This window comes from Vitreoscilla sp. C1, assembly GCF_002951955.2.
Taxonomy (GTDB): Bacteria; Pseudomonadota; Gammaproteobacteria; order Burkholderiales; family Neisseriaceae; genus Vitreoscilla; species Vitreoscilla stercoraria.
In genome coordinates this window covers 2,449,039-2,464,329 of sequence record NZ_CP019644.2, presented here as the reverse complement: position 1 = coordinate 2,464,329, position 15,291 = coordinate 2,449,039, and the positions used below count along the sequence as shown (strand labels likewise).

Here is a 15,291-nt window from a genome sequence, read left to right as displayed (position 1 = left end):
TCAATACCCTTTAAATAAATTGTTTAACTCTTGAATCTGATTAACCACATCAGCATCACCAGCGCTGGGCTTGGCGGTTGGATTGGCAGCGCTGGGCATGCCTGAAAATAAACTTTGAAATACTTCACGACGCTGAGAGCGTGTTAATCCTTGCTGCGCCATCGCAGCATCAACCAATGCTTTGGATTTCTTACGCTCAGAGTCTTCGCTACCTTCAATAATGGAAGACTCCAAGCTGCCTGTTGCAAAACCGTTGTTTAAAGCTAATTCACGCCCTAACCAGCTTTCACGGTCCATCATGCCTTCGATTTCAGCCTTGCTTAAACCACTGCGCTTGGCATATAAATCAGCCATTGTGTCGTCAATTTGCCCAAGTACATCTGCACTGCTGCGTAAGTCATGACGATTGCCAATCGACATTGACCATGCGTTATGAATCATGAAAAAGGCGCCATCACCCATCAGGATTTCATCACCTGCCATAGCAATGACTGAGGCGGCAGATGCGGCTAGTCCCACAATTTGAACGGTAACTTTGGCTCGGTGTTGTGCCAATAAGTTATAAATGCTGATACCTTCAAAATAATCACCACCTGGTGAATTGATGTTGACCACCACATCTTGCTCGCCAATGGAGCGCAAAGCTGCAGCGATGCGGTTGGCGGTTACGCCTTCGCTGTACCAACTTTCGCCAATGTCGTCATAAATGGTGATGGTATTGCTGTCATTATCAGACTTGGCTTTAACTTCTGGTTGCCATTTTTGAACAGCATCAGGACGCTTATCAAAGGCAACTGGCTTGGGAAGATTGCCGAATGTATTGATTTGCGGAAGTGGCATAAGACTCATGTTGGTTTTACCTCTTGATTTTTACTTGTCATTGGATTGCGAAGACTGTTTGCATCTGAGTCGCTTGATTGCGGCAAATCTGAAATGTCGCGCACTTCGTTCTGCGTCATCCAAGGCTGCGTACCACCTGCGCCCAACGCTTTGCTGAAAAATTCGGCCTGATCTTTTAAAGAGCCACGCAATAAGGCACCTGGATTGAACTTGAACATCAATTGGTCACGTTCATGGTCTAATAAAAAGGTGCGCTCGATTGCCTGCTCCCACAGCGTAAACCAAGGCAACAAGCCGTATTTCACAAAGAAAATACCAAGTTCACTAATGCCAGAACCCCAAGATGTGTCATCCATCATCAAAAGTGGTCTCGGGACACCAAACAGTCGCGCAATCTCTTCAATTTGATGGTTTCGATTTTCAAGAAGCTGAGCGTCTACTGCAGTGTTTGCCCATTTTTCTGCCTTCAATCCTTCTTCTAAAATCAGAAATTTGCCTGCGTTTTTAGCACCTGAATGCTTATCCAAAAGAGACTCACTCAATCGATTATAAGCAGCATCACTTAAAGGACCCGGAGCTGATAATGCACCACCAGCCATCACACCATCTTTAAAAATACGGTTGGCAGCCTCTTCACTGTCAAAAGCAATATTCAGTGCCTTTTTAGCCAATCTGACTCGCGACACGCCAATCAATCCATCATTACTAAAATCCCGAAGATGAAAGACTTCACTAGCAGCCAGCTCAATGATTGAGCCATCCTTTCTGGTGTATTTGTAAATCAGCGACCAATCATCTTGCTGCACTGGCTCAACTGAAGAAGGATGCATTGGAATCAACTGCAAGACTCTTTTGCCTGAGCGAATGATTCGTGCGTAAGCATTCCCCTCTTGCAAAACCCATGACTGCAACAAAGTTTTGAATTCAAATGCTGTTTGCCAAGAGTTGGGATTTTTTTTCAATAGTTTGTGAATGTTGTGAGTAGACTGCACTTGGCGCGCATCATCATTACTGATTAAATTTAGCGGCAACATGCCAATACATTGTGAAATCAAAGTCACACAACGAAACAAAGCCATATTTGCCATCGCTTTATTGCCATTTACTGTTGTAAATCCACTGACTCCATTTCGAATAAATTCAAGCAGCTTGGGATCATCAAACCCGTTAAATGACAAACCGCCCGAATCCATTTGAACTCGGGCGGTTTTATTGCTTTTCTTTGGTTTTTTCTTGGCCATGTTATTTATCCGATGGTACGAATACCTCTTGTTTCATAAACTGATTGAACTACTTCAGGCACATCAAGCATCAATCCCACCGCGTTGAAAGTTGCCATCAATGGGTCAATTTTAGCGGTGCCAGCAACTTGTTTTTCAATCAGATTGACTCTGCCTTTTTTAACTAATTTGGCATTGCTCACACACCAAGTCATCAATACCTGGGCGGAATGTATAACTGTGCCTTCACTCAAGCGACGTTCAAGAGCCTCAATGTAAGTCATCAAACTCATGCCTTGAGAAATACCGACCAACAATTCCTCAGGTAAACCGCCAGCAATGATGCCTTCTTTCAAATTACCCAATTTCAATGGATCAAGGCCAACCAAATTCAATTTACCGCTATCGTGAATTTTCTTGCAAATGCGCCCAAACTCAGCGGTATCAGGACCCAATTGCGGCACAATCACCAATTCGCCTGCTCGTTCCATTTCAAGAAGCTTTGGTGCAATGCTTTTGCGAGCGTTCAAAGCGCCTTGTGTACACCAAGCACGGTTCCAAATCAGCCATTTGCGTGTTTGCGCATGTCGACCAACAACAGCCATCCCCAGTAAGTCATCAGAACCACCGCCATCCCCACCAATGGTGATGACATCGCTTTGTTCAATCAACACATCCAAAGTCAACTCAGAAGAGCCATAATTGAGCCAAACGTCAGCACCAGGCCAGCGGTTTGACCTTAGGTTCAAACCCACTTCGACATTCAGAAACTTGGCTAAAAACTCTTGTTTTTCGGTTTCGCCTTTGAGCAGTGCTTTTTGGTATTGACTGACCAAATATTGTTCATCGACCGAATAGCCCAAGCTTGGGTTGGTGACGTAAAAGTTTTTGCTTTGCAGATGCTCTTCATCGTCAAGCATGTGTTGTGGAAACTCATAGAGAACAGGCAAATAATGTTTGTCAGCAACCTTGCCGTCACGTACATCCCGCGCATAATCCAATTCGGTTTTGAACACACCTGTGGGCGGCTGGGTCGATTGTGTGGTCAATTTGATGCAAAAGCCATCGGTTTTGGACATCAAACCGCCTGTGGCTTCGGTAATAATCGACTCTGCAGAACCCATCGCACCAAACAAGTGCAACTCATCAATCAACACATAAGCGGCCTTGGCTCCACCTGCTGCTTTGTCATCTGCCGCCAATACTTTAAGCGTTGACTTTGATGCAATGTGCGTAATCGTGCGCGTATGCGCAGACACCGTGTATTTGAGTTTCATCTCATCATCAAACTCAATCATGCCCATCGCAGGCTTAAAAGCGTTGTCTGCCACCTCTTTGGTCGGCGCTAAAATCACAGCCTCGGCCATATCCCGTTCGTTTAATTCCAAAGCGGTCAACATGATGCCTGCAGCAATGGTGGATTTACCGTTTTTCTTGCTGATAAGCAGCAAAAAATCTTTGATTAAACGCCTGTTGGTTTCAAAATCCAATGCGCCAAAAATGGCAGCAACGTAATCCATCACCCAAGGCGGCATGACATCACGCATCCTTGGGCGACCCACCATATCTGGCACAATCAAATTGCCAAATACTTCCAATGCTACCTCAGCAACATCAGGAAACAAAGGCGGTGGAATCAAGGACTCGCCCGCCACAATTCTTTTCTCCCAATCAGGGCAAGCAGTGGTCCATTCCATAATTGATGCCATAAAAAAAGACGCTTAAGCGTCTATTTGATTTGTTTGAGTGCCTTCATGCGCTCTGATAAGCCGCCTTGCCTTGAAATTTGCTTGGCCAATTCTTCTTTGCCTTCTTTCTTACCTTGTGCGCCAAGTTTGGCATGCTTATAAGGCAAAGCAGCTTTGGCAGCATCAACCCGCATACCTTCATCCAAGCCTTTACACAACATCACGCCAAGTAACCAATCAAGTGGATCAGTTGCGTTGATGTCATCCAATGGCGATGAGCCACTCACACCCCCCTCATCGTCAAATCTTTGTTGAACTGCATCAATATCGTGCCCTGTTGGTGGCGGCAAAATTTTAGATGGTGACTGTGCGACAACTTTCTGCTGTTGGTAATGCTCAATCAGTGCTTTGATTTCTGCGTGTAATGCTAAACGTGAACCTTGTTGGCGTGCGCTACTTTCTGTATAGCCTGCCGCAAGTGCCGCATCTTTACTAGAAGCCCCGCCAGCTTTAGCTTTGGCAAAGATATGGTGTTTTTCATTGATTTCCATATCCCTTCCTTATTTCATTAATATATGAATTTAAATTGTCAACATGAAATGTCAACATGAGACTAAAAAACAGAATTTTTTTTGCAAATGGGTAAACTGTGCGGTCTAGAAAAATCAGGCATTTAGACTTTTGACCACCCCCCACCCATTTGGAAGTAATCCAAGGCCTAAATGCCCATCAAAATATATTAATTAAATGTTAGAGTCATCGCTGATGCGACTCTTCACGTTGCTTAATGCCGCTATGGCATGAAGAACATAACGACTGCCAATTGCTTTCATCCCAAAACAAGTCTTGGTCACCACGATGTGGCTTGATGTGATCCACTACAGTAGCCACCACAGTCAATCCCAAGCGGGCACAATACACACAACAAACATTTTCAGGACGCTGCAAAAATTGTTTGCGTCGTTGCTGCCACTTGTATCCATAACCGCGTTTTGTTGATGACTCAGTACCACGTCGCCATGACTGTTTTGAATCTGATTTAACACTGGCTTTGGGCGTGATGGCCTTTACTGTTGTTGGTTGATGCATAGGAATGACAGGTTTATGCATTTTCATGAGTATCATCCCATTTGCCAAGCGGACAGTGTTGACTTGCAACCGAGGCTTTCAGCTTTACTCTACAGCCACATTCCAAACATTTGTCACCACCAATAATGGCAACACCATCAGGCATGCCTGAGTAGTAGCGCTTCAATCTTTCGCAATGACTGCAAGCGGTCAAGCGTTGGCTTAAAACAACTTGAGATGCTTTTATAGGCTTGCCACCAATGGCATCTTTAACTACATTGACAACGGCAGTGCCAAAGCTTTCAGTTTTAGTTTGATTGCAATTGCACATAAAGCACCCACAAAAAAACCCGTCAAAACTGACGGGGTAATGTTTAAATTTCGTGCTTTTTTGTACACGTTTGATTGGTATGTATACGCTGTAAACAAATCATTCAAAGTGCAGAAGATCGAAGTGGGAAATTCACACTTCGATTTAGAATTAATTTATTCAATTAAAAAAGCCCATCATTTGATGGGCTATATTTTTAAGACGCACTTCTGCTACTTGGGTTTACAGAAGCGGACTCATTCTTGAGTGCAATTATAATCATTCTATTTAAAAATACAAGGTTATAAGATATCAAATTCTTTAATGTTTTGAAGATTAACCACCAAACCAAACATCAAATTTATCACCGGCATGGTGCTTCAATTGCGACCACAACACGCTCATTGCACGATTGACTTCTAATGTCCAAAGCGTTGGGTTGTAGCGACTACCACGACGACGCATCAATTGCTGTGGTGATGGCTTCTTTTTGAAAAAGCCACGAAAACCATATTCAGAATGCAAAACCTCAGTAATACGAGCATTCATGCTACGCAAAGCCAAGCGCAATACAACCAACGCATCATTTGGTAAAGGTGCTGGTACATCAATCCACACTTCTTGATTTTGCGCTTGTCGCCATTTCGCTTGTTGCTCAGCCTCACTCAATTCACGGTTTTGGTTGTATAAGCGCTCAACGCCACCACAGGTGGCGTGTGGCACATGATCACTGTCATGGTATGCATAAGACTTCAAAACTTTGTCTAACAATCGAAACTGTTCATCACTCAATAACTGCACGTTTTCCCCTTACTTATGACGATTCAAAATCAACATGGCTGCATCTCGTGCATGCTCATTAGTTTTCTTTGCCCATTTGGTCAACATCTGAAAACGCTCATTTGGCAGTTTGGTGGCACCGGCACGAGGCGGCACCATCTCAAACGGTATTTGGTGGTCCTTGAGAAAATCTTTCCAGATGGTGGCGTCACGCTTCACACTGCCTGCACCTTGGGCTTTGGCTGCAATCTTGGCTTGGCTCTGATTGCCAAACCATTTACGCTGGCGTGCATCTTCCACATATACTTTGAAATCAATGCCTGCTTCTTGAGCGGCCTCTTGCCATTCCAAAACCAAGAACATGGCTTGGTGTATTTTCATACAACCCACATCTTGATATGCGTCATTACGTTTGACTGCCACGCCAGTGTTCACACCTGTATCAATTCCAATTACTATTGCCATCATTCACCACCTTTTTGTCTCTCAGCCCAAACCTCAATTGCCGCACTACACGCCACCACCACAATCATGGCTACTACATATAAAAACCAATCAACCATTTCCACCCCGCATAAAATTTAAAGCTGGCATTACAACTTCATCCAACATAAATTCAAGGCGTTCAATTGAATAATGGTTGAACACTGAGAAAAACCATTGTGGCTTGCCTTCAAACAAATCAAATTCACCCAAGCAACTGGTATTGCGTAATTCACCCACAGTACAACGGCGGTAGTTTTCCACACTTAAAGTGAGCTCCAATGGCTCGTGGTTTTTAATTTCGCCAGTTGAAGTGATTAGTTTCGGGAATGAAGCCTGCAGTAAAGTATTAGCCAAAACTTCTGATGGATGCTCAGCCACAGCAACAACACCAGGGCGATTAACCACAATGAGTACATCACACACCGCCGCTTCATCTACAAAGCGCACATCAGGCAACAACGCCACCTCAAACTTGCTGGCTTGGATTTCGGTGGCGTTAACCCACACATTTGAATCAATGGCACGAAACAAGTCAGTGCCCACATATTGTTGAAAAATGCGTGGTGATATTTCATCTTTCACAAGCAAGCGGTTGAGCAAGGTTTCAAACTTGGTACGCCAATGACATTTCAAATGCTGCAACAATCGAGCACCTGCATCCCACAAGACACCTTCTGCCAAAAACTTCATGTCATGGGTAAAAGGTACCAACTCTTCTTTCACGTCACGATTATCAAACTCAGGACCAAACACCTCACGGGCAATAGCCTTGATGGGTTCGGCAAAACGACAAACCTCTGCTTGCACACCCATTTGGTTGAAGCGCTGCTGAATGATGGAAGCCACAGTATCTTTGCCACTACCTGCTACGCCAATAATGCCTATTTTCATTTGCTATCCTTTGCCACAATTTCTCTTAACTCACGCAAAAAGGCATCTACACCTTCGCGTGAATTGGTAGCCAACTCATTGCGAATGGCTTTGTCTTCAACCAACACGCTGCCAGACTCAACTTCAAGTACGCTGCAGTATTGGCCATAGAAGTAATCATCAACATCGTGTCCTTGTGATTCAGCCCATTCGACCATGCCATTGACCGCCACAATCATGGCACCTGCAGCTTGTGCTTTGGTATTGAACACACCACGGATTTCATGCCCACCATCACAAGAGTTTTGGGTGACGGCCACATACACTTTTGTATTTTTGGAAGCGTCCTGAGAAGCCGAAACCTGAAAAATCAAACCCAATGCTTTGCACACCACATCAGAAGTCAACAAACCTCGGTTTGCCATCTGGCGCAATTGACCGACACTAACGCCAATCAGTGCGGCAATTGAATACAGTAAATCAGGCGATTGTTCAGCAAGTGTATTGAACTCTTCACCACGCAAGTATCCTGCTGCCAAAGCTTGATTAAGTTGCACCAGTACGGCCTGCATAGAAGCCACGTCATTTTCCACATTTTCCATTGAATTCATTATTGCCCATCCATTCTTTCAGTTACTCGCCAAACACAAAAGGTCAAAGCCAAAACAGCCTTACATACCACCACATCAATCATTTTCAACAGCCACTTTCATCGCAACAGGAACACCACCACAAGCAGCATGAATTTCTTCATCAGTACCAATACGATCATTCCAACTGTCAAAATAAACTGCAGTTGCATTGCGCCCTGTCAGACCGTACTTAAGCAAACTTTTATAAGTCAGCACTTGGCGACCACTGAACTTAATGCCATGTATTTTGGCCAATGCATGAACCTGCTTTTCATGGTCCATATTCAGCACCACCACTACGCCACCTGATTGAGATGCAGCAGTGATAATGTCCAGCATATTGAGTGCGGCAGAAGCAACGTTAGCAACCATCACTTATCCATCCTTTTGGTAATCACCCATACACACCAAACCAACACCAAAATTAAGCCAATAACCAAAGACAAACCATCCCACATCAAATGCCATTGGTTATGGTGCCAAAGAAGCGGCAAAGCAGGTGCCACCACATCAATCGTTTTCATCAAACTGTGAAAACAGACCATTGCCATCACCAAAGCCAAAGAGTCCAACCACTCACGCCAATTCATCATTTCCCTGCCTTTCATATCGAATTTACATCTCGGTAAAACTTACGAAGCCTTTGATTCAACTCTTCGGGATTGCCAAGCCTAGTTAGCAATTTCACAAGCAAGAAAAACTCACGGCTCTTGTTGGCGTCATGTTTAAATTCTTCTAATTGGCTGCGGTAACTCATGAAGTTTTTGGCAACTTTGGCAGGACCATGCACAACGTTGATATGCCCACGACCATTCACCTCAACCAATCCCCACTGTGGTGGCAACTCATCAATTTGGATTAATCCTGTAGGTGCCATGTAATACCGCCAATCACCGACGCCACCTTCAATGCGATGCGCTTTCTTTTTGTCCGCAAGGAAATCTGAGCGGCTTGTTTTCACCTCAACCAATACACTGCCTGCACAATCCCATTCACTTGCACGAAAGCCAATTGCATCAGGTATTTCACCTGCATAGCCTGTGGCAACCTCAGACACAGCAAAGCAGCATCCGTGTCCATTTCTTGAGTTTGGGCGTTGCAACCATCGCACAGCCAAATCACAAAGGTTTTTGTGGGTCAGTTCCATATCACTTGCCTGCCGTTACACGCTTGGTCAAAGCCAACAGTTCTTTAGCGCGACTTTTGCCATTTTCGAAGCGTTCACGCTTGGTTTCAGCCGGTACGGGCTGCTCAGGTTCAAATGGTTTGTATGCCACGCCTTGCGGTGCTTGTTGTTTGTCTTGAGCTTTCACAATCCAAGCCGCTTCAAAGCCACACCAGCTTTTCTTCAAGCAAACATCCACCACAGCATTCAAATCCATGTCTAAGCCTAGCAACTTGCCTTGGCGTTTCAATTCGTCTAAAAATGCTTGCGTCAACATGCCTATGTTCCTAGATGCACGAAATGTCACCCACTGTGCCGCCAAATCAGCAGCCACACCTTCAGCAACCAACAAATCAATGTCAGCAGCAGTGGTGTCGCGGCGTTTGCGCTCAGGACGCTTGGTTTCGGTGGCGTTTGCTGTGGCAGGTACTGGCAGTGCTTGGCTGTCTTTGATGCGAGCGGCCACTGTGGTTTTGAGTGTTTTGCAGAAGTAATCCCAATTGGCAGCACCATGCGCTTGCATTTTTGACAACGCACAAGACAAATCCTCCTGCAACACGCCCAACTCAACAGACGCCACCAAGCTTGGGTGGTGGGCATAGGTGTCTTGCTTCCAACCAATGGCAGTCATCAGCCCAATCACTTGCTCAGCCGTCAGGTTTGTGTCTGCAGAAATGATGGCAGGTGGCGTGTTTGGGTTTTGGTTTTCAGACGAAGAAAATACAGGTGCGCCTATATCTATATCTTTGACGGTTCTATTGGGGGTTCCACTTATATAGGAAGAGGAAAAATTTTCCGCTTCAACTGTCGAAATTTTCCGCTTCGCTTTTTGCTTAGAGGAAAAATTTTCCGCTTCGCTTTGGGTGTTTTGGGTAGTCAATGGAGACAAGTCAATCACATAAAAATCAGACAAACGACGACCACCTTTTTGGCGGCGGCTTTGATCCAACACACCCAATTCTTTGAACCAAGCAAGGTGATTGCGAACCGCTCGTTCAGTACAGCTACAGCGGTCTGCCAATTTGTACTGACTTGGGTAGCATTCACCATCATCGTTGGCGTAATCACACAAAGCCAACAAAATCAATTTTTGGCCTTGATTCAGGGTTTCACGCGGCAAATCCCAAACTTGGGACATCAGTTTGATGGACATGGCTCATTCCCCCGAAAACAAGGAATATTGAGCAACAGTTTTGCCGCCAACTTTGATTTTGCGAGTGTGCACTGGATAACCCAATGCTTTGATGTCAGCAATGCGAGCCGCCAAACGCAAGCAGCCAAACAATCTCAACGCATCCAAAGAGGTCAATGCATGACCTTGTTGCATGTATGCCAAGATGGCTTTGGTGTGGCTTGTTGATGCTTGATTGCTATTGCTATTCATACAGACTTGTTCCATAATGATTACTCCAATTGGGTCTCAAACTTTTTTGGAAACCTGAGAAGCCACTGTTACCGCAGTGGTTTTTCTTTTGGTATTTTTACTACTGCTATCAAAATCTTTACTGACTTAATTCATCTAATCAGCCTAGTTCATACGGGACTAATTAATGGATTTCTGGCCATATCTCGGCATAGTCAAATGGTCGTAATTGCTGCCTTGTAATCTCACCATTTGTCTTTTGCTCAATTAAAACGCACTTTTTTTCTGAGACAGGACGACTGCCTGTTTTCCAACTGTTTACGGTTGGAGGTGTTACACCAACTGCTCTTGCTAAAGCAGTTGCACTCCCAAAAAAATGAATTGCCTTATTAATCACCAAAATGGTTTTGTCTTTATTGGAATTGTTTTTCATATATTAGGCATTGCCTTTTTTTGTAACGACTAAATGATAAGGTATTGTCTAAGTATATGCAAGGCATTGCTTAATTGATATTGAAACTGATATTTTTAGACAATGCTTAATGTTGAATGGATTAGAGATGCTTAAAGGTGAAGAGCTGGGTCGCGCAATTGACGAGGCAATAAAGTTAAAAGGTGTGACCAAAGTTAAAGTTGCCGAGCACTTTGGTATTAAACCTCCATCGGTTAACAGTTGGATTAAAACTGGGCGCATTGGCAAAGAACACATAGAAAAATTGGTTGATTACTTTTCAGATGTCGTATCGCCTGAGCACTTTGGGCTAGAGCGGCTATATAACAAAATCACTGAAAGTAATGTTGAACCTACTAATGATATTCAAGCACCTATTCCGATTATTTGTTGGGTAGCTGCTGGTTGTTTTGCAGGGATAACGGAGGAAATATTGCCAAGTGTTCAAGATAGGGATGCTTGGGCTCATACAACAAGAAAGCACAGCGCCAATGCTTTTGGCCTAAGAGTGCGTGGTCAAAGTATGTGTGACCCAACAGGGAGAGTGTCATTTCAAGAGGGTGAAACCATTTTAGTTGATCCTGAAATGGAGCCGAGAAATGGTGATTACGTCATTGTCCGATTGGATGATGCAAATGAAGCCACATTTAAAAAATTGGTGATTGAAGGTGAGAAAAAATATCTAATTGCACTCAATCCCGATTGGCCTGATCGCATCATTGAAGTCAATGAGAATGCGACAATTGTTGGTGTGGTTTTTGAGAAAACATGGCGGCTTAGATAAGAAAATAATAATACTAGTCACTAACTGTTAAAAATTTTTTAAGGCAAGGGGAATAGATTGGAAATTACTGACTATGAGATTATTTTAAGGTACGATGGACTAGATGCAGAAAGTCATGAAATAGAATTAAACTCCTTAGGCATATCAATACAAGGGTTTGCAAGAATTATATCTACTGCTGCGCACTTCGCCATTACTCAGCAATATTCTAAAAAGACCACCTCCCAAGTTGTAAAAGTATGTGCTACGGAAACAAAAGCTAACTGCTTTACTATTTTAGGAGCACTAACATGGGTACAACAAAACCAAATATTATCAGGGTCTTTTGGGGCATTACTAGCGGCTTTAATACCCTATATACTTACTAAAAATGCTAATAAAAAGCAGGAAATGAAATACTTAAAAGAGTCTCTAGATAAAGCCATCGAAGCATTAGGGAATAAAGATAGACAAACTATTGATGGCTTATTAAAAGTTATCGAAAAGATGGCTGACGACTTGCGTCCAGCAAGTAGACAAGCTGTTGAACCAATAGGTAATACATGTAGCACTATCACTGTCAGCACTGGGAAAAGGTGTGAATCAAAAACTCCTACAATCATCAACGAAGAAGATAAAGCTGAAATCAACGCTCTTACACCTGATGAAATTACAGGAATGCGTGAATTTACCATCTTTATTACAAGTCTTGATAAACTCAAGAAAACCGCAAAGATTTATTTTTTAGATGATGAGCCAACCGATAGGACTACAGCAGTTATTCACGACCCTCTACTTGAAGATGTAAATAATCCTTATATAAATGCTTTTGACAAAAACACGCCCATCACAATCATTGGCAAAGCTGGCGTCAAAGGTGGTGATATTGTCAAAATACATGTTTTTGATGTTGTTACAGATTAAATTATTATCTTTTAAATAATTATTTAATTTTCAAACCGCCCTTCGTGGCGGTTTTTTTGTTGTCTATTAACTACTCGTTTAAATTTAAATTCACGTATGTCTAATAAAATATTATGCGATGCCTATTTTTAAAAAATATAAATTCATAAAAAAATCAACAAATTATTAAGTAATACTTAAAAATATTAAGCAATGCCTATTTACATATTGTTAGGCATTGCTTAATATTCACACATCGAATCACGAAGCACAGATACGGCGACATCTGATTGCAGTTGGGTCAGGTGAGTATTGGGAACCACAACAAATGTTCAATAGCATTTTTGCCCATGTAAGCTGGTACACCCAAGAGCAGGGATGCAAAGACTGGGGGCGATGTTCGCCTTAAACGATAAAAGACGATGGTGAGTGAAGTGTTCTTTGGTGTGGACGACCCACACTCGGCGAAGCTGGCTAGAAATTAAGCAAGTAGAAGTACATAGAACTTTTTAGATTTTTATTTGATGAGCACGCAGAGCAAGACATGACGGCAAGCGGTCATTGAGCAGGGAGCGAGGAGCGTGCGGGTGTTCATCATCTTACTTAGCCGCACAAGACTTGGGCGTGGAACCCCTTAACGCATAAATTACCATTTGATGACCTGAAGCGATGTATTGCCACAAAGCCAAGGCGCCTTGTTTGGACGAACACAAACATGACAGCTCGGAAAGACGAGCACCGAATTCAAAAATGCGTTTACCCATATTGACAAAATGGGCAGGTTGGTGAGAGGCCGACACTAATTACTAATTTTTATTTTTTATATTTAATTGTCATGGTGGATTTAACTATGGATATTCTCGATAATAAGACTTTATCTAAAATGGAAGGACGAGCCATGAATATTAGTGAATTTATTGGTAACTATAAAATACATCCAATATTATTTATTGGTTCAGGCTTTAGTCAGCGCTATTTATCTAATTCTTTCACTTGGAGTGGATTACTTGAACATCTTGCAGAAGTAGCATATGGAGATAAGAAAAAATATTTAGATTTAATGTATAAATATCCATCTAATTTTGAAATAATTGGACAGATTATTGAAGAACATTTTGATAATAATGCCGAAGATATTCAATATGATGTAGCTGATATAGTAAATGATTTATTTTATCAGAATTTAAAAATTAAAAATCCAACAAGCCGATTAAAACTTTATATTGCTCATAGACTTGGTGAGTTACAGTACAGGCAATCTGATTTAATAAAGCAAGAAATAGCTGTACTAAAACAAGCGAGAAAAAATATTAGTTCTATTATTACAACTAATTACGATACGCTGGTAGAGGAAGTTTTCCAATTTGATGCTTTGGTTGGAAACCATATTTTATTAAGTAATCCTTACGGCTCAGTTTATAAAATACATGGCTGTGTAAAATCACCAGAGAATATCATTTTAACCACGAATGATTACAGTCAATTTCATCAAAGATACGAATTAATTAAAGCTCAATTACTATCATTATTTATTCATAATCCCATTATTTTTATTGGATATAGCATTTCAGATGAAAATATTAAATTATTATTAAAAACAATTTTTACATACGTTCAACCTAATTCCGAACAGGCTGAAAAAATAAGGAAAAATTTTTTATTAATAGAATGGGCTGAAAACTCTGATTCAGATATGGTTTTTGAATATGATTTAAATCTCGATTCTAAAATAATTAGTATTAATAAAATTAAAACTGATAACTACATTAGAATTTATGAGGCAATTGCAAAGTTGAATCTTCCTGTATCTGCTCTAGATATTCGAAAAGTACAGAATGTCTTTAAAGATATCGTTAGTGGCGGCTCTATAAAAGTTTTAATTACAGAAAATATAGATGATTTAAGTAATAAAGACAAAGTTTTAGCTATTGGTTCAAATAAAACAATTCGATATGAATTCAAAACAATATCTGAATTAATTTCATCTTACTTTTCCGTTATGGAAGAAGGAAATCACCAACTAATTAAATTAATAGATAATCAAAGTACAAATAAAGACCAATTTATCCCTATATTTGGCTTTTCTAAAATTTGTCCTAATTTAGATAAGGCACAAAGTTTTAAAATATCTGTATATCAAAAACTCTGTGTTTGTAGTGATAAGACTCCTGAAAGAAATAATAGTATAAAACAATATAAGCATATTTCTGAAATATTAAATTCTAATGAAATAGCACGAACTTATAAATTAGATTATATTTTTAGGGGAGTTTGGCATGACATACTTGATTTAGAAGAAGTAAAAAATTACCTAATTAACTATTCTGATGATAGGAATGATTCAAATTATAAACGTATCTTATGTGCATACGATTATAAAGTATATGGTAATGAATCTAATAATAATACAGATACCAATTCTCTAAATCTAAGTATAGCATCAATTTAAATATAGTAATCTTAACTATCAACCGCCCCCAAGTGGGCGGTATTTTTTTGCATGTTTGTGGAAGGTGGTTGGTTTTGCCGCTTCACCCCTCGTCAGTTTGAAGCTGGCATATGGGCTAGCCACTTTCCATAAATGTGCAAGTGCAAGATGGCATCATTGTGTCAGTCATGAGTGACAATGATGGGCTTTGAACTCAGCCAAAAAACCATGACGCAGTGTGGTCGAGTTGACTCCTTATCGACGCGACACTGACAACCAACACTTTATTTTAATGACTTGAAAGGCTTTACAGATGAACATTGA

The 15,291-nt window shown here is 41.5% G+C and carries 19 protein-coding genes; 3 read left to right on the top strand and 16 right to left on the bottom strand.

Translation table 11 applies throughout. The annotated features are described in order from the left end of the window. The 16 genes from ADP71_RS12085 to ADP71_RS12010 all read right to left on the bottom strand — a co-directional run bounded on the left by ADP71_RS12085 (position 1) and on the right by ADP71_RS12010 (position 10,855). Positions 1–840, bottom strand: a complete 840-nt coding sequence (locus ADP71_RS12085; RefSeq protein WP_237343023.1) for a head maturation protease, ClpP-related — start codon at positions 838–840, stop codon at positions 1–3. A 5-nt stretch (positions 841–845) separates the two neighbouring features. Continuing rightward, a complete protein-coding gene (locus ADP71_RS12080; RefSeq protein WP_171461181.1) occupies positions 846–2,081 on the bottom strand; it encodes a phage portal protein in 1,236 nt (411 codons plus the stop codon). 5 nt (positions 2,082–2,086) lie between these two features. Further along, complete coding sequence (locus tag ADP71_RS12075; protein WP_216604017.1) at positions 2,087–3,757, bottom strand: terminase large subunit domain-containing protein; 1,671 nt, start codon at positions 3,755–3,757, stop codon at positions 2,087–2,089. A gap of 32 nt (positions 3,758–3,789) precedes the next feature. Then, positions 3,790–4,299: a terminase small subunit gene (locus ADP71_RS12070; protein ID WP_171461179.1), complete on the bottom strand. Its 510-nt coding sequence runs from the start codon at positions 4,297–4,299 to the stop codon at positions 3,790–3,792. A gap of 205 nt (positions 4,300–4,504) precedes the next feature. After that, positions 4,505–4,864 carry an HNH endonuclease gene (locus tag ADP71_RS12065; RefSeq protein WP_237343022.1) on the bottom strand — a complete coding sequence of 120 codons (360 nt, stop codon included), beginning with the start codon at positions 4,862–4,864 and terminating at the stop codon, positions 4,505–4,507. Continuing rightward, on the bottom strand, positions 4,851–5,147 hold the full coding sequence (locus ADP71_RS12060) for a hypothetical protein (RefSeq protein WP_104932278.1): 297 nt from the start codon (positions 5,145–5,147) through the stop codon (positions 4,851–4,853). The genes ADP71_RS12065 and ADP71_RS12060 overlap by 14 nt, the downstream gene beginning before the upstream one ends. A 315-nt stretch (positions 5,148–5,462) precedes the next feature. Further along, entirely contained in the window at positions 5,463–5,927 is a 465-nt protein-coding gene (locus ADP71_RS12055; protein WP_104932277.1) for a hypothetical protein, read from the bottom strand. Positions 5,928–5,936: 9 nt separating this feature from the next. Then, a complete protein-coding gene (locus ADP71_RS12050) occupies positions 5,937–6,374 on the bottom strand; it encodes a hypothetical protein (protein ID WP_216604015.1) in 438 nt (145 codons plus the stop codon). A gap of 87 nt (positions 6,375–6,461) precedes the next feature. Continuing rightward, on the bottom strand, positions 6,462–7,283 hold the full coding sequence (locus ADP71_RS12045) for a hypothetical protein (protein ID WP_171461178.1): 822 nt from the start codon (positions 7,281–7,283) through the stop codon (positions 6,462–6,464). Next, the gene (locus ADP71_RS12040; RefSeq protein WP_104932273.1) at positions 7,280–7,873 is read right to left on the bottom strand and encodes a tape measure protein; all 594 of its coding nucleotides are present in this window, start codon (positions 7,871–7,873) and stop codon (positions 7,280–7,282) included. The genes ADP71_RS12045 and ADP71_RS12040 overlap by 4 nt, the downstream gene beginning before the upstream one ends. 75 nt (positions 7,874–7,948) lie before the next feature. Continuing rightward, positions 7,949–8,266 carry a hypothetical protein gene (locus ADP71_RS12035; protein ID WP_104932272.1) on the bottom strand — a complete coding sequence of 106 codons (318 nt, stop codon included), beginning with the start codon at positions 8,264–8,266 and terminating at the stop codon, positions 7,949–7,951. Then, a complete protein-coding gene (locus ADP71_RS12030) occupies positions 8,266–8,487 on the bottom strand; it encodes a hypothetical protein (protein WP_104932271.1) in 222 nt (73 codons plus the stop codon). The genes ADP71_RS12035 and ADP71_RS12030 overlap by 1 nt, the downstream gene beginning before the upstream one ends. Before the next feature lie 11 nt (positions 8,488–8,498). Beyond that, positions 8,499–9,041, bottom strand: a complete 543-nt coding sequence (locus ADP71_RS12025; protein ID WP_171461177.1) for an adenylosuccinate synthase — start codon at positions 9,039–9,041, stop codon at positions 8,499–8,501. A 1-nt stretch (position 9,042) separates the two neighbouring features. After that, complete coding sequence (locus ADP71_RS12020; protein WP_104932269.1) at positions 9,043–10,212, bottom strand: helix-turn-helix domain-containing protein; 1,170 nt, start codon at positions 10,210–10,212, stop codon at positions 9,043–9,045. 3 nt (positions 10,213–10,215) lie between these two features. Next, entirely contained in the window at positions 10,216–10,443 is a 228-nt protein-coding gene (locus ADP71_RS12015) for a helix-turn-helix domain-containing protein (protein ID WP_104932268.1), read from the bottom strand. Between the two features lie 163 nt (positions 10,444–10,606). Then, the gene (locus tag ADP71_RS12010) at positions 10,607–10,855 is read right to left on the bottom strand and encodes a transcriptional regulator (protein ID WP_104932267.1); all 249 of its coding nucleotides are present in this window, start codon (positions 10,853–10,855) and stop codon (positions 10,607–10,609) included. Between the two features lie 127 nt (positions 10,856–10,982). On the opposite strand from ADP71_RS12010, the gene ADP71_RS12005 reads away from it, so the two are divergent. From ADP71_RS12005 to ADP71_RS11995, 3 genes are all read left to right on the top strand, one after another. Further along, on the top strand, positions 10,983–11,657 hold the full coding sequence (locus ADP71_RS12005) for a LexA family protein (protein ID WP_158667279.1): 675 nt from the start codon (positions 10,983–10,985) through the stop codon (positions 11,655–11,657). Between the two features lie 57 nt (positions 11,658–11,714). Further along, positions 11,715–12,560: a DUF7946 domain-containing protein gene (locus ADP71_RS12000; RefSeq protein WP_104932265.1), complete on the top strand. Its 846-nt coding sequence runs from the start codon at positions 11,715–11,717 to the stop codon at positions 12,558–12,560. Between the two features lie 877 nt (positions 12,561–13,437). After that, complete coding sequence (locus ADP71_RS11995) at positions 13,438–14,988, top strand: SIR2 family protein (RefSeq protein ID WP_104932426.1); 1,551 nt, start codon at positions 13,438–13,440, stop codon at positions 14,986–14,988. Positions 14,989–15,291 lie beyond the last annotated feature (303 nt).

What these genes read in the sequence shown, in the direction of transcription:
- ADP71_RS12035 (WP_104932272.1), bottom strand. Translation starts at nt 8,266, where the DNA reads ATGGTTGCTAACGTTGCTTCTGCCGCACTCAATATGCTGGACATTATC.
- ADP71_RS12080 (WP_171461181.1), bottom strand. Translation starts at nt 2,081, where the DNA reads ATGGCCAAGAAAAAACCAAAGAAAAGCAATAAAACCGCCCGAGTTCAA.
- ADP71_RS12010 (WP_104932267.1), bottom strand. Translation starts at nt 10,855, where the DNA reads ATGAAAAACAATTCCAATAAAGACAAAACCATTTTGGTGATTAATAAG.
- ADP71_RS12015 (WP_104932268.1), bottom strand. Translation starts at nt 10,443, where the DNA reads ATGAATAGCAATAGCAATCAAGCATCAACAAGCCACACCAAAGCCATC.
- ADP71_RS12030 (WP_104932271.1), bottom strand. Translation starts at nt 8,487, where the DNA reads ATGATGAATTGGCGTGAGTGGTTGGACTCTTTGGCTTTGGTGATGGCA.
- ADP71_RS12065 (WP_237343022.1), bottom strand. Translation starts at nt 4,864, where the DNA reads ATGAAAATGCATAAACCTGTCATTCCTATGCATCAACCAACAACAGTA.
- ADP71_RS12085 (WP_237343023.1), bottom strand. Translation starts at nt 840, where the DNA reads ATGCCACTTCCGCAAATCAATACATTCGGCAATCTTCCCAAGCCAGTT.
- ADP71_RS12005 (WP_158667279.1), top strand. Translation starts at nt 10,983, where the DNA reads ATGCTTAAAGGTGAAGAGCTGGGTCGCGCAATTGACGAGGCAATAAAG.
- ADP71_RS12070 (WP_171461179.1), bottom strand. Translation starts at nt 4,299, where the DNA reads ATGGAAATCAATGAAAAACACCATATCTTTGCCAAAGCTAAAGCTGGC.
- ADP71_RS12060 (WP_104932278.1), bottom strand. Translation starts at nt 5,147, where the DNA reads ATGTGCAATTGCAATCAAACTAAAACTGAAAGCTTTGGCACTGCCGTT.
- ADP71_RS12045 (WP_171461178.1), bottom strand. Translation starts at nt 7,283, where the DNA reads ATGAAAATAGGCATTATTGGCGTAGCAGGTAGTGGCAAAGATACTGTG.
- ADP71_RS12050 (WP_216604015.1), bottom strand. Translation starts at nt 6,374, where the DNA reads ATGATGGCAATAGTAATTGGAATTGATACAGGTGTGAACACTGGCGTG.
- ADP71_RS11995 (WP_104932426.1), top strand. Translation starts at nt 13,438, where the DNA reads ATGAATATTAGTGAATTTATTGGTAACTATAAAATACATCCAATATTA.
- ADP71_RS12025 (WP_171461177.1), bottom strand. Translation starts at nt 9,041, where the DNA reads ATGGAACTGACCCACAAAAACCTTTGTGATTTGGCTGTGCGATGGTTG.
- ADP71_RS12075 (WP_216604017.1), bottom strand. Translation starts at nt 3,757, where the DNA reads ATGGAATGGACCACTGCTTGCCCTGATTGGGAGAAAAGAATTGTGGCG.
- ADP71_RS12040 (WP_104932273.1), bottom strand. Translation starts at nt 7,873, where the DNA reads ATGAATTCAATGGAAAATGTGGAAAATGACGTGGCTTCTATGCAGGCC.
- ADP71_RS12020 (WP_104932269.1), bottom strand. Translation starts at nt 10,212, where the DNA reads ATGTCCATCAAACTGATGTCCCAAGTTTGGGATTTGCCGCGTGAAACC.